Source organism: Microbacterium esteraromaticum, from assembly GCF_014084045.1.
In the GTDB taxonomy this organism is placed as follows: Bacteria; Actinomycetota; Actinomycetes; order Actinomycetales; family Microbacteriaceae; genus Microbacterium; species Microbacterium esteraromaticum_D.
The window spans coordinates 997,129-1,023,163 of sequence record NZ_CP043732.1; the positions used below are offsets into that span (position 1 = coordinate 997,129).

At 70.3% G+C, this 26,035-nt stretch carries 24 protein-coding genes and 1 pseudogene; 13 read left to right on the plus strand and 12 right to left on the minus strand.

The genetic code is table 11. The features are described from left to right. Window positions 1–69 precede the first annotated feature (69 nt). The 11 genes from FVO59_RS04800 to dnaK all read right to left on the minus strand — a co-directional run bounded on the left by FVO59_RS04800 (window position 70) and on the right by dnaK (window position 12,179). Entirely contained in the window at window positions 70–1,701 is a 1,632-nt protein-coding gene (locus FVO59_RS04800) for a fucose isomerase (protein ID WP_182255199.1), read from the minus strand. Window positions 1,702–1,725: 24 nt separating this feature from the next. After that, on the minus strand, window positions 1,726–3,213 hold the full coding sequence (locus FVO59_RS04805; protein WP_182255201.1) for an FGGY-family carbohydrate kinase: 1,488 nt from the start codon (window positions 3,211–3,213) through the stop codon (window positions 1,726–1,728). Between the two features lie 44 nt (window positions 3,214–3,257). Beyond that, window positions 3,258–4,127 (minus strand): dihydrodipicolinate synthase family protein, encoded by an 870-nt coding sequence (locus FVO59_RS04810; RefSeq protein ID WP_182255203.1) that lies wholly within the window; start codon window positions 4,125–4,127, stop codon window positions 3,258–3,260. Beyond that, the gene (locus tag FVO59_RS04815) at window positions 4,124–5,773 is read right to left on the minus strand and encodes a tripartite tricarboxylate transporter permease (RefSeq protein WP_182255205.1); all 1,650 of its coding nucleotides are present in this window, start codon (window positions 5,771–5,773) and stop codon (window positions 4,124–4,126) included. The genes FVO59_RS04810 and FVO59_RS04815 overlap by 4 nt, the downstream gene beginning before the upstream one ends. After that, window positions 5,770–6,297: a tripartite tricarboxylate transporter TctB family protein gene (locus tag FVO59_RS04820; protein ID WP_182255207.1), complete on the minus strand. Its 528-nt coding sequence runs from the start codon at window positions 6,295–6,297 to the stop codon at window positions 5,770–5,772. Before FVO59_RS04820 ends, FVO59_RS04815 begins: the two co-directional genes overlap by 4 nt. Window positions 6,298–6,355: 58 nt before the next feature. Further along, entirely contained in the window at window positions 6,356–7,321 is a 966-nt protein-coding gene (locus FVO59_RS04825) for a tripartite tricarboxylate transporter substrate binding protein (RefSeq protein ID WP_182255209.1), read from the minus strand. Window positions 7,322–7,492: 171 nt separating this feature from the next. Beyond that, window positions 7,493–8,158, minus strand: coding sequence for a GntR family transcriptional regulator (locus FVO59_RS04830; RefSeq protein ID WP_182255211.1), 666 nt, complete (start codon window positions 8,156–8,158; stop codon window positions 7,493–7,495). A 53-nt stretch (window positions 8,159–8,211) separates the two neighbouring features. Beyond that, the gene (locus FVO59_RS04835) at window positions 8,212–8,673 is read right to left on the minus strand and encodes a heat shock protein transcriptional repressor HspR (protein ID WP_182255213.1); all 462 of its coding nucleotides are present in this window, start codon (window positions 8,671–8,673) and stop codon (window positions 8,212–8,214) included. 2 nt (window positions 8,674–8,675) lie between these two features. After that, window positions 8,676–9,662 carry a DnaJ C-terminal domain-containing protein gene (locus FVO59_RS04840; protein WP_182255215.1) on the minus strand — a complete coding sequence of 329 codons (987 nt, stop codon included), beginning with the start codon at window positions 9,660–9,662 and terminating at the stop codon, window positions 8,676–8,678. Window positions 9,663–9,669: 7 nt separating this feature from the next. Further along, window positions 9,670–10,317 carry a nucleotide exchange factor GrpE gene (locus FVO59_RS04845; protein ID WP_182255217.1) on the minus strand — a complete coding sequence of 216 codons (648 nt, stop codon included), beginning with the start codon at window positions 10,315–10,317 and terminating at the stop codon, window positions 9,670–9,672. A 2-nt stretch (window positions 10,318–10,319) separates the two neighbouring features. After that, window positions 10,320–12,179 carry a molecular chaperone DnaK gene (gene dnaK, locus FVO59_RS04850; protein ID WP_182255225.1) on the minus strand — a complete coding sequence of 620 codons (1,860 nt, stop codon included), beginning with the start codon at window positions 12,177–12,179 and terminating at the stop codon, window positions 10,320–10,322. A gap of 303 nt (window positions 12,180–12,482) precedes the next feature. On the opposite strand from dnaK, the pseudogene FVO59_RS16360 reads away from it, so the two are divergent. Beyond that, window positions 12,483–13,025: pseudogene (locus tag FVO59_RS16360) on the plus strand (alpha/beta fold hydrolase); the annotation flags it as partial. Between the two features lie 92 nt (window positions 13,026–13,117). Here FVO59_RS16360 and FVO59_RS16365 read toward each other — a convergent pair. Further along, window positions 13,118–13,702: an ATP-dependent endonuclease gene (locus FVO59_RS16365; protein ID WP_259363555.1), complete on the minus strand. Its 585-nt coding sequence runs from the start codon at window positions 13,700–13,702 to the stop codon at window positions 13,118–13,120. Between the two features lie 102 nt (window positions 13,703–13,804). Between FVO59_RS16365 and FVO59_RS04860 the strand changes: the two genes are divergently transcribed. The 12 genes from FVO59_RS04860 to FVO59_RS04915 all read left to right on the plus strand — a co-directional run bounded on the left by FVO59_RS04860 (window position 13,805) and on the right by FVO59_RS04915 (window position 26,035). Next, window positions 13,805–14,494 (plus strand): sirohydrochlorin chelatase, encoded by a 690-nt coding sequence (locus FVO59_RS04860; RefSeq protein ID WP_182255227.1) that lies wholly within the window; start codon window positions 13,805–13,807, stop codon window positions 14,492–14,494. A gap of 288 nt (window positions 14,495–14,782) precedes the next feature. Further along, on the plus strand, window positions 14,783–16,504 hold the full coding sequence (locus FVO59_RS04865) for a nitrite/sulfite reductase (protein WP_182255229.1): 1,722 nt from the start codon (window positions 14,783–14,785) through the stop codon (window positions 16,502–16,504). Then, window positions 16,501–17,241: a phosphoadenylyl-sulfate reductase gene (locus FVO59_RS04870; RefSeq protein WP_182256932.1), complete on the plus strand. Its 741-nt coding sequence runs from the start codon at window positions 16,501–16,503 to the stop codon at window positions 17,239–17,241. Before FVO59_RS04865 ends, FVO59_RS04870 begins: the two co-directional genes overlap by 4 nt. Further along, window positions 17,238–18,257 (plus strand): sulfate adenylyltransferase subunit CysD, encoded by a 1,020-nt coding sequence (gene cysD, locus FVO59_RS04875; protein WP_182255231.1) that lies wholly within the window; start codon window positions 17,238–17,240, stop codon window positions 18,255–18,257. Before FVO59_RS04870 ends, cysD begins: the two co-directional genes overlap by 4 nt. Next, entirely contained in the window at window positions 18,257–19,555 is a 1,299-nt protein-coding gene (gene cysN, locus FVO59_RS04880) for a sulfate adenylyltransferase subunit CysN (RefSeq protein WP_182255233.1), read from the plus strand. The genes cysD and cysN overlap by 1 nt, the downstream gene beginning before the upstream one ends. Before the next feature lie 59 nt (window positions 19,556–19,614). Continuing rightward, window positions 19,615–20,685, plus strand: a complete 1,071-nt coding sequence (locus FVO59_RS04885; protein WP_259363517.1) for an ABC transporter substrate-binding protein — start codon at window positions 19,615–19,617, stop codon at window positions 20,683–20,685. Beyond that, window positions 20,685–21,521, plus strand: a complete 837-nt coding sequence (locus tag FVO59_RS04890; RefSeq protein WP_182255235.1) for an ABC transporter ATP-binding protein — start codon at window positions 20,685–20,687, stop codon at window positions 21,519–21,521. The genes FVO59_RS04885 and FVO59_RS04890 overlap by 1 nt, the downstream gene beginning before the upstream one ends. Continuing rightward, window positions 21,511–22,407, plus strand: coding sequence for an ABC transporter permease (locus FVO59_RS04895; protein ID WP_182255237.1), 897 nt, complete (start codon window positions 21,511–21,513; stop codon window positions 22,405–22,407). Before FVO59_RS04890 ends, FVO59_RS04895 begins: the two co-directional genes overlap by 11 nt. After that, window positions 22,404–23,414 carry a uroporphyrinogen-III C-methyltransferase gene (cobA, locus tag FVO59_RS04900; protein WP_182255239.1) on the plus strand — a complete coding sequence of 337 codons (1,011 nt, stop codon included), beginning with the start codon at window positions 22,404–22,406 and terminating at the stop codon, window positions 23,412–23,414. Before FVO59_RS04895 ends, cobA begins: the two co-directional genes overlap by 4 nt. Then, window positions 23,411–24,796: an FAD-dependent oxidoreductase gene (locus tag FVO59_RS04905; protein WP_182255241.1), complete on the plus strand. Its 1,386-nt coding sequence runs from the start codon at window positions 23,411–23,413 to the stop codon at window positions 24,794–24,796. The genes cobA and FVO59_RS04905 overlap by 4 nt, the downstream gene beginning before the upstream one ends. Then, window positions 24,793–25,122 (plus strand): ferredoxin, encoded by a 330-nt coding sequence (gene fdxA / locus FVO59_RS04910; protein WP_182255243.1) that lies wholly within the window; start codon window positions 24,793–24,795, stop codon window positions 25,120–25,122. Before FVO59_RS04905 ends, fdxA begins: the two co-directional genes overlap by 4 nt. After that, the gene (locus FVO59_RS04915) at window positions 25,115–26,035 is read left to right on the plus strand and encodes an NAD(P)/FAD-dependent oxidoreductase (RefSeq protein WP_182255245.1); all 921 of its coding nucleotides are present in this window, start codon (window positions 25,115–25,117) and stop codon (window positions 26,033–26,035) included. The genes fdxA and FVO59_RS04915 overlap by 8 nt, the downstream gene beginning before the upstream one ends.

A 26,035-nucleotide genomic window follows, 5' to 3' on the forward strand; every position in this document is an offset into this window, starting at 1 on the left:
GAAGACCTGCCCAGCGCAGCCCCCCGACTGTGAAAACCCTATTGCACTCCTCAGCCGCGTCGCGACGCCTCAGACCGAGACGTCACCCGTGAGGTTGACCCTGATGCCCATCCCCTCGAACATGGCGGCCTTCGCGATCAGCGCCTTGTCGGCTGTCTCGGCATCGGGTGCGTACACGAGCTGCGCGTGGTTCGCCTTGTGGCGGGCCATGAACTGGTCGCGGGTCTGGCCGTGCAGCACGACATGCGCGATGGGCCACTCGGGGTTGGTGGCGTCCTTGCGGCGCTGAGTCTCCTCAGCAGGCAGCTCGATCACCGAGGCCCGGAAGAGGTCGGCCTGCAGGATGCCGTCTGCGATGAACACCCGGCTCAGCACCACCTCGCCCGGCTTCGAGACCCCGTTGATGGTGGCTCCGCCCGCGGGGAAGAAGACATGGCCCTGCCGCCACCCCTCGGCCTTGTCCCAGCCGCCGAGATGCGACGCGGGCACCGACCCCGAGATCTCGTAGACCCACACGAACTCCCCGTCGTACTCCTCGCCCCAGCGCACGTCGTGCAGGGTGTTGTCGGGGACGAGACCCATCGCACGCCACACCCGGTCGGTGACCAGCGCGTCGACGGCGACCCCCTCGTCGGCCTCGTTGAAGTGCGGGAAGGCGCGACCCTCGTGCAGGATGCGCGATCCGTCGCGGCTGGTCACAGGCGGACGCTCGGTGGAGTTCAGGATGCCCTCGGCCAGGTCGGACGCGGGCACGAGATCCTTGAGACCCTGCTGGTACTGGATGCCGACGGCGTCGAGCCCGAAGTCGTCGGCGATCCGCAGTGCCGCGATGTACATCTTCAGCTGCCACTGCACCTGCTCGCGGGTGAGCTCGGTGGCGGCGTCCTCGCCGTAGCGGAACGTCATCCCTCGCTCGACCAGCCAGTCATAGGCAGCGTCGGCCTCGGCATCGGTCACCTCGAGCATCTCGGCGTACAGCGCCGACTGCGACAGGCGCTCCTTGTAGATGCCCGTCCTGTTGAGCAGCTCGTCGTCGAAGATGGCGTTGTACATGCCCATGCATCCCTCGTCGAACACGCCGATGATGGCCTTGTCGACGAGCAGCTCTGCGGCGAGCGCCTGCCCCAGCTGCTTCTCGGGGCTGTCGGGCAGGGCGGGGAGGGGGCGCACGTGCGAGGCGTCGTGCGTGATCGCACCGGTCTCGGTCCACTCCTTGATGCCGTCGCGGAACCAGTCGTCGGTGAAGTCGACCGACCAGATGGTGGCGTACTCCCTGCCCATCTTGGTGAGCCCGGCGTTCAGTCCCAGCAGGCCCACCAGCCCCGGCCAGTCGCCGGCGAAGTTCGCGACGGTGAGGATCGGCCCCCCGTGCGTGCGCAGACCTGCGAGCACGTGGTGCGAGTACTGCCAGACGGCCTCGGCGACGATGAGCGGCGCATCGGCCGGGATGCCCTTGAAGACCTCGAGCCCCATCCGCTGGCTGGAGATGAAGCCGTGGCCCGTCGCGGGGTCGACGTCGTTCGCCCGGACGACGCTCCAGCCGAGGTCGTTCAGCACGCCGGTGACGGCGGCCTCGAGCGCCACCTGGGCGGGCCAGCCCGCCACGTTGGCCGACTCGCGCAGGTCACCCGAGGCGATCAGGTACGCGGTGCGGGGTGCGGAAGCCGGGCGGGCGGGCGGGGCGGGCAGGATGTAGCTCATGGTGGTTCTCCGTGGGGTGTGTGGTCAGGCGCCGCGCTGATCGGCGGCGAGTTCGTGGACGACGTCTCTCGTGCCGTCGTACAGGCGCAGGTACCGGTCGAACAGCGCGTCGTACAGTGCGCCGAGGGCGGGGTCTGGAGTGATGGTCTCGACGACGGGGTTCCACTCGCCGATCGCGGGTCGGGCGGATGCCGGAGCCACAGCGGACGCGGCGAGGAAGGCCGCGCCGTAGCCGGCTCCGATCGTCGTCTCGGGCACCTCCTGCACGAGCCCCGTGACGTCGGAGACGATCTGCAGCCACAGCCGGCCCTGCGTGCCGCCGCCGACAGCCACGATCCGGCGGATGTCGGCGCCCGCGGCCCGCATGGTCTCGACGTTGTGGCGCACCCCGAGAGCAGTGGCCTCGAGGGCGGCCCGGTAGAGGTCGCCCCGGCCGTGCCTGAGCGTGAGTCCTGCGATGACCCCGCGGGCGTCGGGGTCTTGGATCGGGGTCCGCTCCCCGGCGAAGTAGGGCAGCATGAGCAGTCCCTGCGCCCCCGGCCCTGACTCCGCCGCTTCGGCCAGCAGCTCGGGGTACCCGGCGCCGGAGAGGTCCTTCAGCCATGCGGTGAGCGCGCCGGAGGTCGAGAGCCCGCCGGCGAGGTTGCGAGTGCCGGGGAAGGCGCCGGCGGTGGTCCACATCGACGGCGTGCGCAGCGTCTGCTCGCCGGTGGCGACGAGGAACATCGTCGTGCCGTACATCAGCATGAGGTCGCCCGGCTCGTGCGCGCCGACGCTGACGGCCTCGGTCCAGGCGTCGATGGTGCCGGTGATCACCGGGGTGCCGGCCGGGATGCCTGTGGCGAGCGCCGCGGCATCCGTCACCGTCCCCGCGATCTCACCCGCCCAGGTGAGCCGAGGCGGCTCGATCGGAGACGCGTACCGTCGCCACCACGGCTCATGCCATCGCTCCTGCTCGATGTCGTAGAGCGGGGAGGTCTGGCTCGCCGACTGGTGGTCGAGCACGTAGGCGCCGGTGAGCCGCCGGGCCAGCCACGAGGCGGGCATGAACAGCCGCCGCGCACGGGCGAAGGCGTCCGGATCCTCATCGGCGACCCAGGCGATCTTGGGGCCGCCCGCCTGCGAGGTGAGCACCGAGCCGCCGATGCGGGTGATCTCGCCCTCCCCCAGCTCCGACGTCATGCGCGCGATCTGCGCAGTGGAGCGGGTGTCGACGCCGTACAGGATCGCCGGGCGCACCGGCTCGTCGTGCTCGTCGGCGAGCAGGATGCACGGCCCCATCCCGCTGACGCCGACGGCATGCACACGAGCGTCCGGCGCCGCGGCGATCAGCTCCTGGGCGATGGCGATGAACTCGTCCCACCAGATGCGACCGTCCATCTCGACCCAGCCGCTGCGGGGCCTGTCCACCTCGTGCGCGCGGACGGCGGTCGCCAGGATCGTGCCGTCCTCCGTGACGAGCACGCCCTTGCTGCTCGACGTGCCGATGTCCACCCCGAGGGTGCAGCGCATTGTCTTCCTCCTCGGCAGTTCCCTGGTGAGAGGCCCGTCGTGGCTCAGGAGTGCGCAGCCACGACGCGGGCGACGTCTGCGCGTCCGGCCTCGTCGGGCTCATCGATCGCCATGCGGCAGTGCGTGTCGACGATGCCGAGCACGCGGTACCCCTCCTTCATGCGCGCCATGTCGCCGCCGATCAGCGACACGACCTCGTCGACGTCCGACTGAGCTTCCGCGATGGCCTGCGCATCGCCCGCGCGGCCGGCATCGGCCAGCGCGCGGAACGGCTTCGGCGTCACGGACGACACGCCGGACACGACACCCTGCGCACCCACGCCGACTGCGGCGATGAGATCGCGGTCGGCTCCGGTGTACAGGTCGAAGCCAGCGGGAACCGCAGCGCGGTACGCCGCCAGGTCATCCAGGCTCAGCTCGCTGACCTTGGCGCCGACGACGCCGGGCAGCTCCGCCAGCCTGGCGAGCAGCTGAGGCGACACGGGGTTGCCGCTGCGGGCCGGATAGACGTACACGTAGAGGCGTCCGTCGCCGACGGCCTCGGACACCTGACGGTAGTAGTCGAAGATCGCGTCGTCGGATGCACGCAGGTAGTACGGCGTCAGTGCGGCGAACTCGGTGGCGCCGAGAGCGCGCGCGATGGCGACCAGACGAACGGCCTCGAAGGCGCTCGGGCGGCCGACGTGCACGATCACGCGCATGCGCTGCGCCAGCTCGTCGATCGCGGCGCGGACGAACGCGGTGAACTCCTCGACATCGAGAGCGGGGAACTCGCCGGTCGTGCCGAGCACGAACGCCCCCTCGTTGCCGGAGGCCGCGACGTACCTGAGGATCTCGCGCGAGCCGGTCTCATCGAAGCTCCCGTCGCGGTGGAACGCGGTGGGCACTGCGGTGATGATGTCGTAGCGGGTCACTTCTCGTTCTCCTTCTTGCTGCGGCGCGCGCGGCGTCCGCTCTTGCTGTCGATGCTGCGCACGGTCGAGGTCAGCAGGTCAGGCCGGCCCGCGAGCTCTTCTCTGGCCTGGGTGATCTGGTCGATGCTCTCGGTGTGGAGCACCGACTCCTCGAACGAGTGGCGCTGCTCGCGCGGCTTGCGCGCCGCGCGGATCGCCGGCATGACGACCGACAGCACGGCGAGCAGGATCAGCAGGATCGCGATCGGGCTGACCACCGAGAAGAACGGCTTGGTCGGCAGGATCGCCATGGTGCGAGCGAGGTTCTCCTCGGCGAGCGGGCCGAGCAGGAGGCCGAGCACGACGGGGCCGGCCGGCACCTGCATGCGCTTGAGCAGCACGCCGATCACGCCGAACACGAGCATCGTGATCACGGTCGACAGGCTGTTCGAGGTGGCATAGGTGCCGATGATGCAGAAGATGAGGATGCCGCTCCACAGGTACGGCTGGGGCACGTCGAGGAGCTTGACCATGCCCTTCATGCGAACCAGGCTCAGCGCCAACGAGAGCAGCGTCGCGATCAGCATGATGCCGGCGATCGAGACGACCAGGTCGGGGCGGTTCGAGAACAGCGTCGGTCCAGGAGTGATGCCCCAGATGATCATCGAGCCGATCATCACGGCCATCACCGAGTCGCCGGGGATTCCGAGCGCCATCGTCGTGGTGAGCGAACCGCCGAGTGTCGCGCTCGACGCGGTGTCGGACGCGGCGACGCCCTCGATCGACCCCTTGCCGAACCGCTCGGGGTGCTTGGACGCCTTGCGAGCGCGCTCCCAGCCGATGAGGCCCGCGATGTCGCCGCCCGCAGCCGGGATGAGACCGACGCCGAGACCCACCGCACCGCCGACCGCCGTCGCGCGGCCGCTCTGCTTGAGCTCCTCGCGATTCGGCCACCACCGGCCCAGGCTCGAGATCGGGCGCACGCTGCTCTGGCGGTGCGTGAGCAGCTGGTCGAGCAGCTCGGCGATGCCGAACAGGCCGATGATGACCGCGATGAAGTTGACGCCCTCGACGAGCTCGAGCAGCCCGAAGGTGAACCGCTGGTCGGCGGTCGCGGCGTAGGTGCCGACGCTGCCGAGCATGAGGCCGAAGAGTCCGGCCAGGATGCCCTTGAGCATCGACTTCGAGGAGATGCCGATCATGATCGCGATGCCGAAGACGACCAGCGCGAACAGCTCGGGCGACTTGAAGTAGTCGCGGGCGAAGTTGGCGATGGGCACGGCGGCGACCGAGAACAGCACGAGTGAGGCGAGGATGCCGACGGCCGAGACGATCGCTGAGATCGTGAGGGCGAGTCCCGCCCTGCCCTGCTTCGCCATCGGATAGCCGTCGAGGGTGGTGGCGATGGATGCCGGGGTGCCAGGCGTGTTGATCAGGATGGAGGGCACCCGGTCGCCGAAGTTCGCCGCCACATAGATCGTGAGCAGCACGGCGAGGCCCTGCACGGGCTCGAGCGTCATGGTGAAGCCGGCGGCGAGGGCGACGGCCATCGTGGCGGTGATGCCGGGGAACGCGCCGACCATGAAGCCGAGCACGAGGCCGATGCCCATGTAGAGCAGCATCGAGATGTCCAGCAGGGAGCTCACTCCCTCGATGAAGGGGTTCACAGCGGGATCCTCAGGAGCATGCCGAACACGACGTAGACGAACGCCGTGACCAGGACGGAGTAGATGATGAGGCTCAGCCAGCGGCGGTGGCCGTAGACGAGCATCAGTGTGGCCATCAACAGGCCCGCTGCGATCGGGAAGATCTCGATGCGGTAGCCGAAGAGGATGACGGAGCCGATCGACCACAGCGCGACGAAGGCGCAGACGACGGCCACCGTGACGATCACGCGGACGACTCCGCCCCGCTGGATGCTCTCGACATCCTCACGGGTGGGCGCGGGCCGGGTCAGTGCGATCACGAGCAGGACGATCGCGACGGCGACGGCGGAGACGCCGAGCACGGTGGGCCAGAAGCGGGCATCCAGCTGACCGGGCGCAGCGGCACGGCGAAGCGGTATCTGCAGCGCGAGAGCGAGATACCCCGCGGCGAGAGCCAGCGCGACGGCGGCGAAGAGGACCTCGAGCCGTCGCGACGGGGTCGCGCTCTGGTACTCGTCCTCGGAGGTGGCGTCGATGGTCGACATGTGATCGTCCTCTCGAGAATCCAGGGGCCGGATCGCGTGACCCGGCCCCTGAACCGTCTCAGCCCAGCAGGTCCTTGAACAGGCTGAACTGGTCGTTCACGTAGGTGGTCCACTCGGCCGAGTCGCGGTAGACCACGAGGTTGCCGGCGTCCTTCTGGAACTTCTGGTAGGCGTCGGAGTCGACCGCCTCCTTGACGGCGGACTCCAGCTTCTCCTTCACGTCGTCGGGCAGGCCCTTGGGCGCGTAGATGCCGCCCCAGCCGCCGAACTCGACGTCATCGCCGATGGCCTCGGCCACCGTGGGCACGTCGGGCGCATCGGGGTGACGCTCGTCGTGCATCACTGCCAGGATCTTGACCGCGTCGCCCTGCGCGAGCGCCTCGCCGAGGCCCGAGACGGCGGCGACGGTCTCGCCCGAGGCGGCCGCGCCCACGGCGGTGGCGCCGCCGTCGTAGGGCACCGGCGAGAACTGCGCGCCCGTGGTGTCCGCGAGACCGACGGTCGCCGCCTCCCAGATCGAGCCCGCGCCGGAGTTCGCGACGGTCACTGCGCCCGACTCCGCCTTCTCGACGAGTGCCTCGAGCGAATCGATGCCGCTGTTGGCGCCGACGGTGACGACACCGGGTGCCAGCATGATCTGGCCGAGCAGGTCGTAGTTCTCGGGCAGCACCTTCGCGCCCTGCGTGGTGTTGAGCATGGCGATCTCGACGGGTGCGAAGCCGATCACGTAGCCGTCGGCCTTCTGGCTTCCCACGTACTCCATGGCGAGGGCACCCGCGGCGCCGGGCATGTTCTCGGGGATGACGCTGACGTCGAGGATCTTCTCGAGCTCGGTGGCGAGCGCGCGCGACGACAGGTCGGAACCGCCGCCGGGGTTGGCCTGGATGATCAGGCGGATGTCCTTCTCGGGGAAGGCCGATTCGGCACCGCCCTCTTCGACCTTCGTGCAGCCGGCCAGGACGAGCGCGGTTGCGGCGGCGGCTGCGATGGCTGCGGCCGCGCGGGACATGCGGATGCGGGGCATCTTTGCTCCTCGGTGCTGGTCGACCGTGTTGTCGACCAGCCGAGCGTATCATTGTTCACTGTTAACAGTCAACAGGTAGCAGAATCCATCCGGTCTGAGCCGGAGGGCTGCAGGCGATCACGCTCGCACCAGCCGAGCCGCTCGAGAGGACGCTCGCCCGGAGCGCCGCGCTCAGGCTGTCTGCTCGACCAGCTCGCTGAGCATGCGATCCCTCGCCCCGTCGAGATGCGCGGTGAGCACGGCGGCGGCTCGGCCGGCATCGCCGCTGCGCATCACGTCCATGAGCACGACATGATCGTGTGCCGAGTCGTGCAGATCGGCGTCGTGATTGATCGTCACATCCAGCAGAGCCGTGAACGTCGGCAGATACTGCCGCCAGGCCGCCTCGAGGCGGGAGTGATCGGAGAGGGCGTAGATCTGCGAGTGGAAGTCGAGGTCGGCCTCGACGAAGGCGGCATGGTCGCCGGAGTCGGCGGCATCCGCCATCCGGCGCACCGCCTCGCCCATCGCCGCCCACCGCGCGTCGTCCGAGACGCGGATCGCACGCGACAGCGCGAGCTGCTCGAGCGCGCCGCGCAGGCTGTACAGCTCGTCGACGTCGTCATGAGTGAGGCCGATGACGAACACGCCGCGCGGTCGCTGGATGCGCACCAGCCTCTCGAAGCTCAGCTGCGTGAGCGCGTCGCGCACAGGACCGCGGCTGACCTCGAACTCCTCGGCGAGCGCCTCTTCGGTGATGCGCTCGCCCGATACGAGCTCGCCGCGCACGATCCTCTGTCGCAGTACGTTCGCCACCTGGGCGCCCAGTGACTCTCCGCGCTTCACCGTCATGGTCATGCTCGTCTCCCATGTTTACTGTTGACAGGTTACATGCCGGGAGCAGCCAGTGGTCAGTCGCGCTCGAGCGGAGAATCGTCCTCCCCGGCGTCGTCGCGAGCGACCGCGCCCCGCGGATGCCAGAGCACGACCTCCGTCGAGCGGCGGATGCGCCGCCCCGACGGCAGGGTGACGACCTGACCCGTCGCCCCGGCGGCGAACACGCGCACGCCGGGGCGGCTCTCCCGCTCGGCGCGCAGCGCGCCCTCCAGCTCGGAGACGCGGCGGCGCAGCATCCGCACCTCGTCCTCCAGATCGAGCAGCCGGGCGATGGCCGGCAGGCTCATCCCCTCGCTCGAGAGCTGGGCGACCTCGCGGAGCTGCTCGATGTCGCGCATCGAGTAGCGTCGCGAGCCGCCGCGGGTGCGGCCGGGCACCACCAGCCCGATGCGGTCGTACTGCCGCAGCGTCTGGGGGTGCATCCCGGCCAGCTCCGCGGCGACCGCGATCGCGAAGACGGGAGAATCGGCATCCATGGTCAGGCCTTCGCCTTGGCCATCATCTCGGCCCGCGGGTTCTCCTTGGGCTCGAGCTCGTGGAAGCGCTCGAGGGCCTCGCGGGCGGCGTCGTCGAGGTGCGCCGGAACGGCGATCTGCAGCTCGGCGAGCAGGTCGCCGGTGCCCTTCGACGAGGCGACGCCGCGCCCCTTCACCCGCAGCACCCGCCCGGAGGGCGTGCCGGGGGCGACGCGCAGCTTGACCGCCTCGCCGCCGAGGGTGGGCACCTCGATGGTCGCGCCGAGGGTCGCCTCGGTGAAGGTGACCGGCACGGTGAGCCGCAGGTTCAGCCCGTCGCGGGTGAACACCGGGTGGGGACGCACCTTCACCTGCACGACGATGTCGCCGGCCTCGCCGCCGTCGGGCGAGGGGCGCCCGCGGCCGCGCAGACGGATCTTCTGCCCGTCCTTCACGCCCGCGGGCACCTTCACCTTGAACGGCTTGCCGTCGGCGGCCTGCAGGGTGATCGTGTCGCCCTGCACGGCCGTGACGAAGTCGAGCGTCGTGGTGGCCGTGACATCGGCGCCCTTCTGCGGGCCGCCGAAGCCGCGGTACCCGCCGGTGGGCTGGCCGAAGCGGCCGGAGCCGAACGACCCTCCGCCGCCCTGCGAGAACATCGAGAAGATGTCGTCGAAGTCGGCCTGACTCGCACGTCCGCCCTGCCCGAACCGGCTGAAGACGTCTTCGAAGCCGCCTGCACCGCCACCGCCGGGAGCGGTGAAGCGCGCACCCGAGCCCATGGCGCGGATCTCGTCGTACTCGCGACGCTGCTCGGCGTCGCTCAGCACGCTGTACGCCTCGCTGATCTCCTTGAACTTCGCCTCGGCTGCGGCGTCACCCTGGTTGGAGTCGGGGTGGTACTTGCGGGCGAGCTTGCGATAGGTCTTCTTGAGATCGGCGTCCGAGACGTCCTTCGAGACGCCCAGCGTCTTGTAGAAGTCCTTGTCGAACCAGTCCTGGCTAGCCATCGATCACCTACTCCGCGGGTACGGCGACGACGACCTTGGCCGGACGCAGCTCGACGTCTCCGAGACGGTAGCCGACCTCGACGACCTCGAGGATCGTCGAGGAGGTCGCACCGGGAGTCGGCTGCTGGAAGATCGCCTCGTGCTGCTGAGGGTCGAACTCGTCGCCCTTCTCGCCGTAGGCGACCACGCCGAGGCGCTCGACCACGGCGCGCAGCTTGTCGGCGATCACGGCGAAGGCCGAGCCCTCGACGAGGTCGCCGTGCTGCTGAGCGCGGTCGAGGTCGTCGAGCACGGGGATCAGGCCCTTGACGGCCTCGCCCTTGGCTCGGTCGATCTCGACGTGGCGCTGCTCTTCGGTGCGGCGGCGGTAGTTCGCGTACTCGGCGGTCAGGCGCTTGAGGTCGGTCAGCAGCGCGTGCTCGGCGTCGACGATGCCGGCGTCCGAGCCGTCCTCGCTGGCAGCCTCGTCGATCTGCTGGGCGTTCAGGATGTCATCGACCGTGAGGTCGTCGTCGGAGCCCTCGGCCGCTGCGGCCTCGGTCGAGTCGGGGTTGTCGGGAACGCTCTGGTTCTGCGACGCGGGGCCGGATGCCTGAGCATCCGACCCCTCGCCGGGAACCTCGGCGCTGTCGTCGTCGAAGTTCTTGTCCGTCATGGTTACTTCTTCTCGTCCTCGTCGTCCACGACCTCGGCGTCGACGACATCCTCGTCGGAGGAGGCGTCGGCCGGAGCCTCGTCGCCTGCGGGAGCGTCGGCGGCGGCATCCGCCTGGGACTGGGCGTAGATCGCCTCGCCCAGCTTGGTCTGCGACTCGTTCAGCTTGTCGAACGCGGTCTTCACGGCCTCGTCGTCGTCACCGGCGAGAGCCGTCTTGAGCGCGTCGACGTCGCCCTGGACCGAGGTCTTGACGTCCTCGGGCAGCTTGTCCTCGTTCTCCTTGATGAGCTTCTCGATCGAGTAGGCGAGGGTCTCGGCCTGGTTGCGAACCTCGGCGGCCTCACGGCGCTTCTTGTCCTCGGCCGCGTTCTCCTCGGCCTCGCGCACCATGCGGTCGATGTCCTCCTTGGACAGCGACGAGCCGCCGGTGATGGTCATCGACTGCTCCTTGCCGGTGCCCTTGTCCTTCGCGGACACGTGCACGATGCCGTTGGCGTCGATGTCGAAGGTGACCTCGATCTGCGGGATGCCGCGGGGGGCCGGGGCGATGCCGGTGAGCTCGAAGGTGCCGAGCGGCTTGTTGTCGCGGGTGAACTCGCGCTCACCCTGGAAGACCTGGATCGCGACCGACGGCTGGTTGTCGTCGGCGGTGGTGAAGGTCTCGCTGCGCTTGGTCGGGATCGCGGTGTTGCGGTCGATGAGCTTGGTCATCATGCCGCCCTTGGTCTCGATGCCGAGGCTCAGCGGGGTGACGTCGATGAGCAGAACGTCCTTGCGCTCGCCCTTGAGGACACCGGCCTGCAGGGCGGCGCCGACGGCCACGACCTCGTCGGGGTTGACGCCCTTGTTGGCGTCCTTGCCGGTCTCGCGCTTGACGAGCTCCGCGACCGCCGGCATGCGGGTGGAGCCGCCGACGAGCACGATGTGGTCGATGTCCGACACCTTGATGTTCGCCTCGCGGATGACGTCCTCGAAGGGCTTTTTGGTGCGGTCGAGGAGGTCCTTGGTGAGGTCCTCGAACTTCGCGCGGGTGAGGCTCTCGCTCAGCGAGACGGGGCCCTGATCGGTCAGCGACAGGTAGGGGAGGTTGATCGAGGCGCTCGTCGACGACGAGAGCTCCTTCTTGGCCTGCTCGGCGGCCTCCTTGAGGCGCTGCAGGGCGATCTTGTCACCCGAGACGTCGACGCCGGTGGTCTCCTTGAACTGCTTGATCAGGTAGTCCACGACCCGCTGGTCCCAGTCGTCGCCGCCGAGGCGGTTGTCACCGGCGGTGGCGCGCACCTGGATGGTCGAGAAGTCGTCGTCCTTGCCCACCTCGAGCAGGGAGACGTCGAAGGTTCCGCCACCGAGGTCGAAGACGAGGATGAGCTCGTCCTCCTTGCCCTTGTCGAGTCCGTAGGCGAGGGCTGCGGCGGTGGGCTCGTTGATGATGCGCAGGACGTTGAGGCCCGCGATCTCACCGGCCTCCTTGGTGGCCTGACGCTCGGCGTCGTTGAAGTAGGCCGGAACGGTGATGACGGCGTCGGTCACCGTGTCGCCGAGGTACGACTCGGCGTCGCGCTTGAGCTTCTGGAGGATGCGCGCGGAGATCTCCTGCGGCGTCCACTTCTTGCCATCGACGTCGAACGACCAGTCGGTGCCCATGTGGCGCTTGACCGACGAGATGGTGCGGTCGACGTTGGTGACGGCCTGGCGCTTGGCGGTCTCGCCGACCAGCACCTCGCCGTCCTTGGTGAACGCGACCACCGACGGAGTGGTGCGGAAGCCCTCGGCGTTGGCGATGACCTTGGGCTCGCCGCCCTCGAGGACGCTGACGACGGAGTTGGTGGTTCCGAGGTCGATGCCGACAGCACGTGCCATGTGTTTCTCCTTTGCATTGGTGAAAGTCTGCGGACGATCAGGCATGAACCTGAGTCGTGATGACTCAAGTGTAACCCGGTCCGCGCGACACTGTCAAACAAAGTTGATATGAGGTGACTCAAGTTTGCTGAGCATTCACCGTGTGAGACTTTCCCTGTGAATCCCGCCGCCCCGAGCATCCCCGCCGTCACCCGGGTGGGAGAGGACCGTGGCGCGCCCGTCCTCGTTCTGCCGGGCGGACCCTGCCGCGACCCCGAGTACCTCGGCGACCTCGCAGGGATCTCCGAGGTGCGCGAGCTCGTGGTGCTGCATCCGCGGGGAACACCCCGCACCGGCGGGCTCTCGCACGGATGGTGGACGGATGCCGACGACGTGGTCGCCGCCATCGACGCGCTGGGCGTCGACGCGGTGGACCTCGTCGCCCACTCCGCGGGCACCCGGCTGGCGCTGGCCGCCGCGGCGCGGTTCCCCGGGCGGATCCGCTCGATGGCACTCGTCACGCCGCCCGCTTCATGGTTGACGGGGACGCCGTACGACGGCGATTCCCTCCCCGTCGACCGCGGCGATCCTGCGGTCGCCGCGGCGATCCTCTCGCTTTCGCACGAGCAGGAGCCCACCACCGAGGAGGGCTTCCGCGCCGCCTTCCTCCGTCAGGCTCCCGCGAGCTACGCCCACTGGACCGAGAAGGAGCAGCAGCACGCACGGGTCGGCTCGATGAGCCTCGCCGCCGCGTCGGCGTGGTTCGACGGAATCCCCGACGACGCCGCTCAGATCATCCTCTCGGCGACGCTCCCGCCCGCGCTCGTGATCGGCGGAGACCGCGACCTCCTGACGGGAGCACAGCCGGTCATCGACTACGCCGCTGCGCTCGGCGCCCGCTTCGCGATGATCGACGACTGCGGCCACCGACGCCTTCCGCGACGAACTCGCGAGATGGCTCACCCGCCGCTGAGCCAGACGCCGCGGTCCTCGGCGACGGCGCGATCGAGCAGCGCGGTAAGCGGCACGGGCATCCGCTCCATCGGCATCACCTCGATCACATCGGCGGCGAAGCGCGACTTGCGGCCCGCCGCGGTGCCGGCGAAGCGGTGCAGCTGCTCCTGCATGCTGCGCACACGCTGCGCCGGCTGTCGCTGGAACCGCCTGAACCGCGCCAGCTCGCCGCGCCGGCCGAGCGTGTCGAGCACGAGATCCGGGCCGGCCGCCCTGATCACCTCGTCCTCCAGGTCGCGGTCGCATCCGAAGAAGCCCGCGGCCTCCGGATCCGCCACCCCGAACGTCACCAGCACCCGCTCCACGTAGGCCCGCTCGGCCCCGTCGTACAGCCCGAGCACGCGCATCCTGCTGCCCTTCAGAGCGATCAGCCGGCCGCGCAGGTTCGTGATCCCGTCCATCACGACGATCTCGGCGTCGACGAGCGAGTCGCCGCGCCGCCGCGCGAGCGCCTCCAGGGCGAGCCTGTCGCTGCGCCCCTCGACCAGCACGCTCACGCCGGCGGTGTGACCCTCATCCGCGCCCGGCATGGCACGACGATAGCGCGGCCGCGCTGTCCACCGGGCGAGCCTGCGTTTCGCTCTTTGACATCGCACGCGACGCATCCGGAGCACCCGCTCTAGAGTCGGCCCATGCCCCGCCCCGCGCTGCTGGCCGTCTCGCACGGCACCTCCGACGTCGACGGCGCGCGTTCGATCGCCGCGCTCGTCGCGCGCGTGGCCGAGCGCCTGCCCGACGTCGAGGTGCGCGAGGGGTTCGTCGACGTGCAGCAGCCCGATGCGGCGAGCGCGCTGGCCGCCGTCGACGGGCCGGTCGTGATCGTGCCGCTGCTGCTCTCGCAGGGATTCCACGTGCACCACGACCTGCACGGCGTCGCGGCAGGGCGGGCGGATGCCGTCGCGGCCGCGCCCCTCGGCCCCGACCCCCTGCTCGCCGAGGTGCTCGCACTGCGGCTCGCGGGCGTCGGCGAGCCGGACTCCCCCGTCGTCCTCGCCGTGGCGGGTTCCCGCGACGAGCGCTCGGTCCCGGATGCCGAGGGCATCGCCGCCCTGCTGCGCGAGCGCACCGGCCGGCGAATCGATCTCGCGTACCTCGCCGCCAGGCATCCGGATCTGCCTACGGCTCTGGCGGCGGCACCGGATGCCGTCGTCGCCACGTACCTGCTCGGGCGCGGGTTCTTCTTCGATCTCGCCGCCCGGCACGCCCGTGCGCATCCGATCACACCGCCGCTGCTCGACGATCTGCTGACTGATCAGGGCATCCCGGACCCGCTCGTCGATCTCGTGATCGCGCGATATGAACGGGCCGAAGCCGAGGGCTGACTCACCGGAGGAAGGCGAACGCGCGAGCACAGGACGCGATCGCCCCGATCCGTCCTGTGCCGGGTGGATCGCCTGCGCTCGTGCGGCCGATGCGCAGAGCCGTGCGGCCGATGCGCAGCACCACCGCCGGCGATGCACAGATCCCGCGACCCCGCCACCCACAGGCGTCATGTTTCGCGTCACATGACGCCGTGTTTCGCCCGTGGTCGCTTCATGTCACACACGCTTCCGGCTCGCGCGGGGCAGTCCGTACGTTGATCCCCAGCCATTCATCCGGAGGAGGGCTCGATGACCATCCAGCAGCCGACGACGATCCGCGGTGCGCGCACGCGCACCAGCCGCACGCCGACGAAGCCGCACGGCCAGTGGGCCATCGACGGCACCGAGCCGCTGAACGGCAACGAGGAGTTCAAGCTCGCCGACAACGGCCTCAACGTGCGCGAGCGCATCGAGACGATCTACGCCACGGGCGGGTTCGCGAGCATCGACCCGACCGACCTGCACGGACGCTTCCGCTGGTGGGGTCTGTACACGCAGCGCAAGCCGGGAATCGACGGCGGACGCACCGCGCAGCTCGAGCCGCACGAGCTCGAAGACGAGTACTTCATGATGCGCGTGCGCATCGACGGCGGGCAGCTGACCACCGAGCAGCTGCGCGTGATCGGCGAGATCTCGACCGAGTTCGCGCGCGACACCGCCGACATCACCGACCGGCAGAACGTGCAGCTGCACTGGGTCGAGGTGCAGAGCGTGCCCGAGATCTGGCGCCGCCTCGAGGCCGTCGGCCTCAGCACCACCGAGGCCTGCGGCGATGTCCCCCGTGTGATCCTCGGCTCTCCCGTGGCCGGCATCGCCGCCGACGAGCTCATCGACCCGACCCCGCAGATCCGTGAGATCGCCGACCGGTTCCTGGGCGACGAGACCCTGTCGAACCTGCCCCGCAAGTACAAGACGGCGATCACCGGCCACCCCAGCGAGGACGTCGTGCACGAGATCAACGACTGCGCCTTCGTCGCGGTCGAGCACCCCGAGCTCGGCATCGGCTATGACCTGTGGGTCGGCGGCGCGCTCTCGGTGGTGCCGAGACTCGGCGAGCGCCTCGGCGTCTTCGTCGCCCCCGAGCGGGTGGCCGAGGTGTGGCACGGCGTCACTCAGATCTTCCGCGACTACGGCTACCGGCGGCTGCGCAACAAGGCGCGCCTGAAGTTCCTGCTCGCCGACTGGGGCACCGAGAAGTTCCGCGCCGTGCTCGAGGACGAGTACCTCGACAGTCCGCTGCCAGACGGCCCCGCGGCGCCCAAGCCGAAGAGCCTCGGCGACCACGTCGGGGTCCACCGGCAGAAGGACGGCCGGTTCTTCGTCGGAGCAGCGCCCCTGGTCGGCCGCGTCTCGGGCAGCACGCTGACCGCGCTCGCCGACCTCGCCGAGGCGCACGGCTCGCACCGCATCCGCACGACACCGCACCAGAAGCTGCTCGTGCTCGACATCGACGAGAGCCGCGTCGAGAGCCTGGTCGCCGGCCTCGACGGCCTCGGCCTGTCGGCCCGACCCAGCCTGTTCCGCCGCGGCACCATCGCCTGCACCGGCATCGAGTTCTGCAAGCTCGCGATCGTCGAGACCAAGGTCAACGCGGCCAGGGCGATCGAGCAGCTGGAGGAGCGCCTCGGCGCCCTCGAACCCGAGATCGGGCGCCCGATCACCCTGCACGTGAACGGATGCCCGAACTCGTGCGCTCGCATCCAGACCGCCGACATCGGCCTGAAGGGCCAGCTCGTGCTGATCGACGGCGAGCAGGTGCCCGGCTACCAGGTGCACCTCGGCGGCGGACTCGCGAACGTCGACCGCGAGGAGGCGGGTCTCGGCCGCACCGTCCGCGGCCTCAAGGTGCCGGCCGACGGCATCGCCGACTACGCCGAGCGGGTCATCCGCCGCTACCTCGCGGAGCGCGAGAGCGGGGACGAGACCTTCGCGCAGTGGGCGCACCGCGCCGACGAGGAGGCCCTGCAGTGAGCACGCCCGTCACCATCGGCACCGCCCGCCGCTCCGCCGCCGAGCTTCGCGCACTCGCCGAGCGCGGCAATGCCGAGCTGCGCAGCAGGCAGGACGACGAGGCGAGCCCCGATGAGGTCGTCGCGTGGGTGGCCGCCAACTTCGGCGTCTCGCAGGCTGCCGTCGCCTGCTCGATGGCGGATGCCGCTCTGCCGCACCTCGTGGCACAGGGGCTCCCCGGTGTCGACGTGCTCTTCCTCGACACCGGCTACCACTTCGCCGAGACGGCGTTCACCCGCAGCGAGGTCGCCGCACGACTCGACGTGAACGTCGTCGACGTGAAGCCCGAGCAGAGCGTGCGGGAGCAGGATGCCGAGTTCGGAAAGGACCTGTTCGCCCGCGACCCCGGGCTGTGCTGCGCGCGACGCAAGGTCGAGCCGCTGCAGCGGGCTCTCGGGGGCTACGAGGTCTGGTTCACCGGCGTGCGCCGTGACGAGGCGCCGACGCGCGCCGCGACCGAACTGGTGGTCTGGGACGAGCGCAACGGCCTCGTGAAGGTGAACCCCGTCGCGGCGTGGAGCTTCGACGACCTCATCGACTACGCCGGTGCGCACGAGGTTCCGGTCAACCCGCTGATCGCGAACGGGTATCCGTCGATCGGCTGCGCGCCGTGCACGAAGCCGGTCGCACCCGGTGAAGATCCCAGATCCGGTCGCTGGGCCGGACTCTCGAAGACAGAATGCGGGCTGCACGTATGAGCACCAGGAATCCTGAGACGCGTTTCGACTCGCTGCGCCCCCTCAACGACCGGGAGGATGCAACGCGTCTCGACCCGTCGCTGCGCCCCTCGCTCGACGACCGGGAGGGCGCGGTCGTCGATGCCACGCCGAGCACGCTCGACCTGCTCGAGGCCGAGGGCATCCACATCATCCGCGAGGTCGTCGCCGAGTTCGAGCGGCCCGTGCTGCTGTTCTCGGGCGGCAAGGACTCGGTCGTCGTGCTGCACCTCGCCGCGAAGGCGTTCGCACCGGGACGCGTGCCGTTCCCCGTGCTGCATGTCGACACCGGGCACAACTTCCCCGAGGTCATCCGGTTCCGCGACGAGACGGTCGCCCGCCTCGGCATCGACCTCGCCGTCGCCAGGGTGCAGGACTACATCGACGACGGCAGGCTCTTCGAGCGTCCTGATGGCACGCGCAACCCGCTGCAGACGCAGCCGCTGCTCGATGCGATCGCCGCGGGCCGCCACGATGCGGTCTTCGGCGGCGCCCGCCGCGATGAAGACAAGGCGCGCGCCAAGGAGCGCATCATCTCGCTGCGCGACGAGTTCGGCCAGTGGGATCCGCGCAACCAGCGGCCCGAGCTGTGGAGCCTCTACAACGGACGCCACCTGCCCGGTCAGCACGTGCGCGCCTTCCCGATCTCGAACTGGACCGAGCTCGACATCTGGCGCTACATCGAGCGCGAGGGCATCGCCCTGCCGCCGTTGTACTACGCCCACGAGCGCGACGTGTTCCGGCGCTCGGGCATGTGGTGGGCGGTGGGCGAGTTCTCGCAGCCGCGCGAAGACGAGCAGGTGGTGCGTCGCACGGTGCGCTACCGCACCGTCGGCGACATGAGCTGCACGGGAGCCGTGGAGTCTGACGCCGCCGACACGGCGTCGATCGTCGACGAGGTCGCCCGCACGACCCTCACCGAGCGCGGCGCGACGCGGGCTGACGACCGCATCAGCGAGGCCGCCATGGAGGACCGCAAGAAGGACGGGTACTTCTGATGAGCACGACTCTGTTCCGCTTCGCGACCGCCGGGTCGGTCGACGACGGCAAGTCCACCCTGGTCGGCAGACTGCTGCACGATGCGAAGGCGATCCTCGCCGACCAGCTCGACCAGGTCGCGGCGACGTCGCGGGCGCGCGGCTTCGCGCACGGCGCTTTCGATTTCGCCCTGCTGACCGACGGTCTCCGCGCCGAGCGCGAGCAGGGCATCACGATCGACGTCGCGTACCGCTACTTCGCCACCGACCGGCGCAGCTTCATCCTGGCCGACTGCCCCGGCCACGTGCAGTACACGCGCAACATGGTCACGGGGGCGGCCACGGCGGATGCCGTGGTCGTGCTGGTGGATGCCCGCAAGGGCGTCGTCGAGCAGACCCGCCGTCACCTCGCCGTGGCGTCGCTGCTGCGGGTGGCGCACGTGATCGTCGCGGTGAACAAGATCGATCTCACCGGCTTCGACGAGCAGACCTACGTCGACATCGAGCTCGAGGCGCTGCGCGTGGCCGACGAGCTCGGCATCGGCGCCCTGCACGTGCTGCCGGTCTCGGCGCTCGAGGGCGACAACATCGTCGACCGGTCGGTGCGCACCCCCTGGTATCGCGGCGAGACGCTGTTCGAGCTTCTCGAGACCCTGCCCGTCCGCGCCGACCACGATGCTCCCCTTCGGCTGCCGGTGCAGCTCGTGCTGCGCCCGCAGGGCGGCCTGTCGCCCGAGATCCCCGCCGACGACGCCGAGCGCCTGCGTGACTTCCGCGGCTTCGCCGGCCGCATCGCCGCCGGCGCCGTCTCGGTCGGCGACCGTGTGCAGGTGCTCCCCTCCGGTCGCTCCACCGAGGTGACGAGCGTGCACGTCGCCGGCGTCGAGACGGACGCCGCCGAGGTGCGTCAGTCGGTGACGCTGACCCTGGCCGACGAGATCGACGCCGCCCGCGGCGCCCTGATCGTCGCCGAGGGCTCCGCGCCTGCGCTGCGTCGGGATGCCGTCGTCGAGCTGTTCCAGCTCGACCCTCGTGCCACGGCCGCCGGCGCCCGCGTGCTCGTGAAGCACGGCACGGCCACCGTGCAGGCGATCGTCGCGGAGGTGCTCACCCGTCGTGACCTCGAGACGCTGTCCCACGCCGACCTGACCGACACGGCCGAGGCAGCGCTGGCCGAGAACGAGATCGGCCGCGTGCGGCTGCGACTGGCATCCGACCTCCCGCTCGAGCCTTACGCGCAGAGCCGCGAGGGCGGCTCGCTGCTGCTCATCCATCCCGCCGACGGCGCGACGCTCGCCGCAGGCACGGTCATCGACTGACCCCTTCCCACCGACGACACCAGCACGACCACCGAGCCTAAGGAGGCGAAACCGTGAACATCACCCGTAGGAACAGGACATTCACCGCACTGGGGGCCCTGGCGATGGGACTCACCACCTGGGTGCTCGCGGGCTGCGCCCCCGCATCCGGATCCGCCGCCGCGGAGGGCGAGCCCGCCGAGCTGCGCCTCGGCTACTTCGCCAACGTCACCCACGCGCCGGCACTCGTGGGGCTCGCTGAGGGCCTGTTCGACGACGCCCTCGGCGACATCGACCTGAAGACCGAGATCTTCAACGCGGGTCCCGCCGCGATCGAGGCGCTCTCGGCCGGGGCCATCGACGCCACCTACATCGGCCCGAACCCGTCGATCAACACGTTCATCCAATCGGGCGGCGCCTCCGCGCGCATCATCGCAGGAGCGACCTCGGGCGGCGCCGCGCTCGTCGTGCGCGACGGCATCGATTCGCCTGACGATCTGAAGGGCGCGAACATCGCCAGTCCCCAGCTCGGCAACACCCAGGACGTGGCGCTGCGCAGCTGGCTGGCGGACGAGGGCTTGGAGACCTCGACATCCGGTGGCGGAGACGTGAGCATCACCCCGACCGAGAACGCCCAGACGCTGACCCTCTTCCAGGACGGCCAGCTCGATGGGGCCTGGCTGCCCGAGCCGTGGGTGTCGCGTCTGGTCATCGAGGCGGGAGCGCACATGCTCGTCGACGAGGCCGAGCTGTGGGAGGACGGCGACTTCCCCACCACGGTGCTGCTCGTGCGCAAGGACTTCGCCGACGAGCATCCGGATGTCGTCGAGAAGCTGCTCGCCGGGCACATCGCGTCGGTGGAGTGGCTCGACGAGAACGAGTCGGGCGCCGCGGCGGTCATCAACTCCCAGCTCGAGGAGGCGACGGGCAAGCGGCTGCCCGACGACGTGCTGGCCCGCGCGCTCGAGAACGTCGACTTCACCGTGGATCCGCACGCGGAGACCTTCGAGACCCTCGTGGCAGACGGGCTGGCCGCGGGGACGCAGAAGAAGGGCTCGATCGACGGGCTGTTCGATCTCCGCGCGCTCAACGCTCGGCTCTCGGATGCCGGCGACGAGACCGTGTCTGCGGCCGGACTCGGGAAGCAGTGATGGCCACCCGCGAGACGCTCGCACGTCCGGCCGTCGCCGAGGCGCACCTCACGCCCAGCTTCGACGGCGTCAGCCCGCTGCCGGGCGAGCGCCCGCATGTCGAGCCCTCCGTGCGGATCTCGCACGTCACGAAGCGCTACGGGGCGGGGCCTGTGGTGCTCGACGACATCTCGCTCGACATCGCCCCCGGAGAGTTCGTGTGCCTGCTCGGGGCATCCGGATGCGGCAAGTCGACCCTGCTCAACCTCATCGCCGGACTCGAGCCCGTCACCTCCGGAGCGATCGAGACGCCCGCCTCCGGAGCTGCGGTGATGTTCCAGGAGTCGGCGCTCATGCCGTGGCTCACCGCGCGACGGAACGTCGAGCTCGCCCTGCGGCTGCGGGGTGTGCCGCGCGGCGAGCGTCGCGCCGAGGCCGACCGCCTGCTGGCGACGGTGAACCTCGCCGAGGCCGGCGACAAGCGACCGCACGAGCTGTCAGGGGGCATGCGCCAGCGGGTGGCGCTCGCGCGCGCCCTCGCACAGGACCGCTCGGTGCTGCTGATGGACGAGCCGTTCGCGGCTCTCGACGCCATCACCCGCGACCTGCTGCACGAGGAGCTCGAGCGGGTGTGGCGCGCCACCGGCCGCACGATCGTGTTCGTCACCCACAACGTACGAGAGGCGGCTCGGCTCGGTCAGCGGGTGGTGCTGCTCTCGAGCAGGCCGGGACGGATCGCCGGGGAGTGGCGCATCCGCAACACCGTCGGACGCCGCATCGAATCGCCGGAGGTGTCGGCCCTCGCCGCCGAGATCACCACCGAGCTGCGGAAGGAGATCGCACGCAATGCCTCGTGAACAGACCGCCGCCGCTGCACCCGTCGACGACATCGACACCCTCTCCGCCGGGCTCGACCGTCTGCAGTCCGACGAATCGCACGTCCGGCCGCTCGGTCGCGACCTGCTCGCCAAGATCTTGCCTCCGGTCGCCCTGCTGGTCGTGCTGCTGGCCGTCTGGCAGCTGTACGTGAGCATCGCCGCGCCCCGCCCCGACAAGGCGCCGAGCCCGTCGGCCGTGCTCACCGCGCTCGGCGACGCCTGGCAATCCGGTCGTCTGCAGGAGGCCGTGCTCACCAGCCTCGAACGCGGCGGCCTCGGCTTCGTCATCGCGATCGCGATCGGCACGCCGCTCGGCCTGGCGCTGGCGGAGTGGAGGCTGCTGCGTCGCGCCGCCGGTCCGCTGATCTCGGGACTGACCGTGCTGCCGTCGGTCGCCTGGGTGCCCGCCGCGATCATCTGGTTCGGCCTGACCGACGCGACGGCGTACTTCGTGATCCTGATGGGCGCGGTCCCGTCGATCGTGAACGGCCTGCTCTCGGGCATCGATCAGGTGCCGCCGCAGCTGCGTCGCGTCGGCACGGTGCTCGGCGCCAGCCGGTGGCAGCTCGCCACCGCCGTCGTGCTCCCTGCCTCGCTGCCCGGCTATGTCGCCGGCCTCAAACAGGGCTGGGCGTTCTCGTGGCGGTCGCTGATGGCGGCCGAGATCATCACGATGGGCGGGTCAATGGGCTTCGGCCTCGGCACGCTGCTCAATCAGTCGCGCGAGCTGGCCGACCTGGCCAGCGTGCTCGGCACCATCATCCTGATCCTCGCGATCGGCATCGTCATCGAGCTGGTGTTCTTCGGACCGCTCGAGCGCCGGATGCTGCGCAATCGCGGACTGCTGCTGGGAGGCACCCGATGACCGCAACCGTGACACTCGTCGGCGCCGGCCCCGGCGACGCCGGGCTGCTCACCCTGCGAGGACTGCGTGCGCTCGAGAGAGCGGATGTGATCGTCGCCGACCGGCTCGGCGCGCGAAGCGTGCTCGCTCAGCTGGAGGCGGAGGGCGTGACGATCCCGGCCGAGGTGATCGATGTGGGCAAGCTGCCTGGTCACCACCGGGTGCCGCAGGACGCCATCAACGAGCTGCTCGTCGAGCTGGCCCTGGCCGGTCGTGAGGTGGTGCGCCTCAAGGGCGGCGATCCGTTCGTGTTCGGACGCGGTCGCGAGGAGCAGCTGTTCTGCGAGGCAGCCGGAGTCCGGGTGGAGGTCGTGCCCGGGGTGACCAGCGCCGTCTCGGTGCCGGCGGTGGCGGGCATCCCGCTCACCCATCGCGGCGTCGCCGCGTCGTTCAGCGTCGTGAGCGCCCATGATCAGATCGAGCCGGGCGGCTCGGTCAGCGCCTCCGGCTCCGACCACACCCTCGTGCTGCTGATGGGCGTCAGCACGCTCGGGCACTCCGCCCACGTGCTCGCCGCGGGCGCACGCGGTGCCGGCTGCCCCGTCGCGATCGTCGAGGACGGCTACGGCTCGGGAGAGCGCGTGACCGTCGGGACACTCGGGACGATCGCGCAGCTCGCGGCGGCGCGTCAGGTGCGCTCGCCCGCCGTCGTCGTGATCGGCGAGGTGGTGCGGCTCAGCCCGTTCGCCGCATCGCTCGCGCCGGCCGCGGTCTCCGAGCCGAGGTCGGCGGATGCCGTTGACGCGGCGCCACCGGCATCCGGACCGGCATCCGCACCCGAGCCGGTCGCTGCAGCCGAGTTCACCTCGTCCGCGGCGCCGGGAAGCCCCTCCCGGCCCGTGCGCCGGCGGCCGCGGTCGCGCCTCGCCGCAGCGCTCGACGCGGGTCTCGCGGTCGACACCGGACTCATCAGGGCGATCGATGCCCACTCCTCCCCCGCTTCGTCTCGAAAGGCCCCCCAGTCATGACCCTCACCACGCTGCGCGTCGCGATCGTCGGCGCCGGACCCGCGGGCATCTATGCAGGCAACCTGCTCGCCCAGGCCGTCAAGGCCGGCGACGCCATCGGCGCCGTCGAGATCGACCTGTTCGAGTCGCTGCCTGCGCCCTACGGCCTGATCCGCTACGGCGTCGCACCCGACCACCCCCGCATCAAGGGGATCGTGACGTCACTGCACGAGATGCTCGACGCCTTCCCCGAGACCGGGTCGGCACGGCGCACCATCCGGTTCATCGGCAATGTCGAGGTCGGACGCGACATCGCACTCGACGAGCTGCGTGAGCGGTACCACGGCGTGATCCTCGCGACCGGAGCGCTGCGCGACGCGGCCCTCGAGATCCCCGGCATCGATCTGCCGGGCTCGTACGGCGCCGCCGACTTCGTGGCCTGGTACGACGGGCATCCCGACGTGCCGCGAACCTGGCCGCTCGATGCGTCGGCTGTCGCGGTGATCGGCAACGGCAACGTCGCGCTCGACGTGGCGCGCGTGCTCGCCAAGCACGCCGTCGACCTGCGCACCACCGAGGTGCCCGACAACGTGCTCGCCGGCCTCGAGTCGTCGGCCGTCACCGATGTGCACGTGTTCGGTCGCCGTGGACCCGCCGACATCAAGTTCACGCCGATCGAGCTGCGCGAGCTGGGCGAGGTGCCCGATGTCGACATCGTGCTGTACGACGAGGACTTCGACGGCATCGATCCGGCGGCGGCGTCGAACAACCAGCTGAAGGTCATGCTGCGCACCCTGAGCTCGTGGCGGGGCCGCCCGTCGACGGGGGTGTCACGTCGACTGCACCTGCACTTCTGGCATGCGCCCGTCGAGATCACCGGCGAGGGCCGCGTGGAGGGCATCCGGTTCGCCCGCACCGCACCCGATGCCGACGGCACTCCTGTGCCGACCGGCGAGGTGCGCCAGTACGACGTGCAGGCCGTGTACCGCGCGATCGGGTACTACGGCACCCGCGTCGAGGGCGCCGACTTCGACGAGCGCCGAGGCATCGTGCCGAATGACGAGGGCCGAGTGCTCGGCCAGCCGGGGCTGTACGCGACGGGCTGGATCAAACGAGGACCGGTCGGACTCATCGGGCACACGAAGTCGGATGCGCTCCAGACGATCGGGCATCTCGTCGCCGACGCGCAGTCGGGCGCGCTCGCCGATCCGGCCGTCGAGACCGACGTGCTCGACCTGCTCGACGAGCGCGAGACGGCATACACCACCTGGGACGGCTGGCTGGCGCTGGATGCCCACGAGCGCGCCCTCGGCGAGAACCACGTGCACGTGCGCGAGCGGGTCAAGGTCGTCGCCCGGGACGAGCAGGTGGAGATCTCGCGCCCGGGGGTGCTGACCCGATGACCTACGTCATCGCGCTGCCCTGCGTCGATGTCAAGGATCGCGCCTGCATCGACGAGTGTCCGGTGGACTGCATCTACGAAGGTGAGCGCTCGCTGTACATCCACCCCGACGAGTGCGTGGACTGCGGTGCCTGCGAGCCGGTGTGCCCCGTCGAGGCGATCTACTACGAAGACGACCTGCCCGAGGAGTGGGCCGACTACTACAAGGCCAACGTGGAGTTCTTCGACGAGATCGGCTCGCCGGGCGGCGCCTCGAAGGTCGGGGTCTACGAGTTCGACCACCCGGTCGTGGCGGCCGTGCCGGCGGGAGCGAACGGTCATGACTGACTACGACGTGCTCATCGTCGGCGGCGGGCCCGCCGGCCTGTCGGCCGCGCTGAATCTCGGCCGCTCGCTCGCCAGGGTGCTCGTGGTCGACGCAGATCGGCCGCGCAACGCCGCGACGCTCAACTCCCACGGCTTCCTCACCCGCGACGGCGTGCCGCCGTTCGAACTGCGGCGCATCGCGCGTGAAGAGCTGGCCGCCTACCCGAACGTCGAGGTCCGATCGCGCGTGAGGGTGGGTACGCTCTCGCGGGCGGATGCCGGGTACGCGGCCGGCATCGGGCGACGCGAGCCGTCAGAGCGGCTGACCGCGCGCTCGGTGCTGCTCGCCACAGGGCTGCGCGAGACGCTACCCGAGGTGCCGAATCTCCGAGGCTTCTACGGCATGAGCCTGTTCAGCTGTGCGGCGTGCGATGCGTGGGAGCTGCGCGGGCGCAGCCTCGCCCTCATCGGCGAATCGGGCGACCTCGCCGACCGTGCCAGGCTGATCGCGCACTGGACGCCGCAGCTGACCGTGTTCACCCACGGATCGGATGCGGTCACGACGGCGGAGGAGGCGGAGCTCGCGACCACCGGCGTCTCGGTCATTCGCTCCCCGATCGTCGAGCTGGTCGGAGAGCGGGGCCGCATCCGGGCCGTGCGAACGGCCGACGGCGGCGAGCACGCGATCGACGGCGGCTTCGTCCGCCCCGACTGGGAGGCGGATCTGTCGTTCCTCGTCGGGCTCGCGCCCGAGCGAGACGACGTCGGCCATCTGATGACCGACAGGTCGGGTCGCACGAGCATCCCCGGCCTGTACGCGGCGGGCGACGTCGCCGCCCCCGGACCGCAGCAGTTGATCGTCGCCGCCGGAGCGGGGGCGCGAGTCGCGGCCGTGATCACGCACGATGCGATCGGCGTCGCGACGGCCCACTGA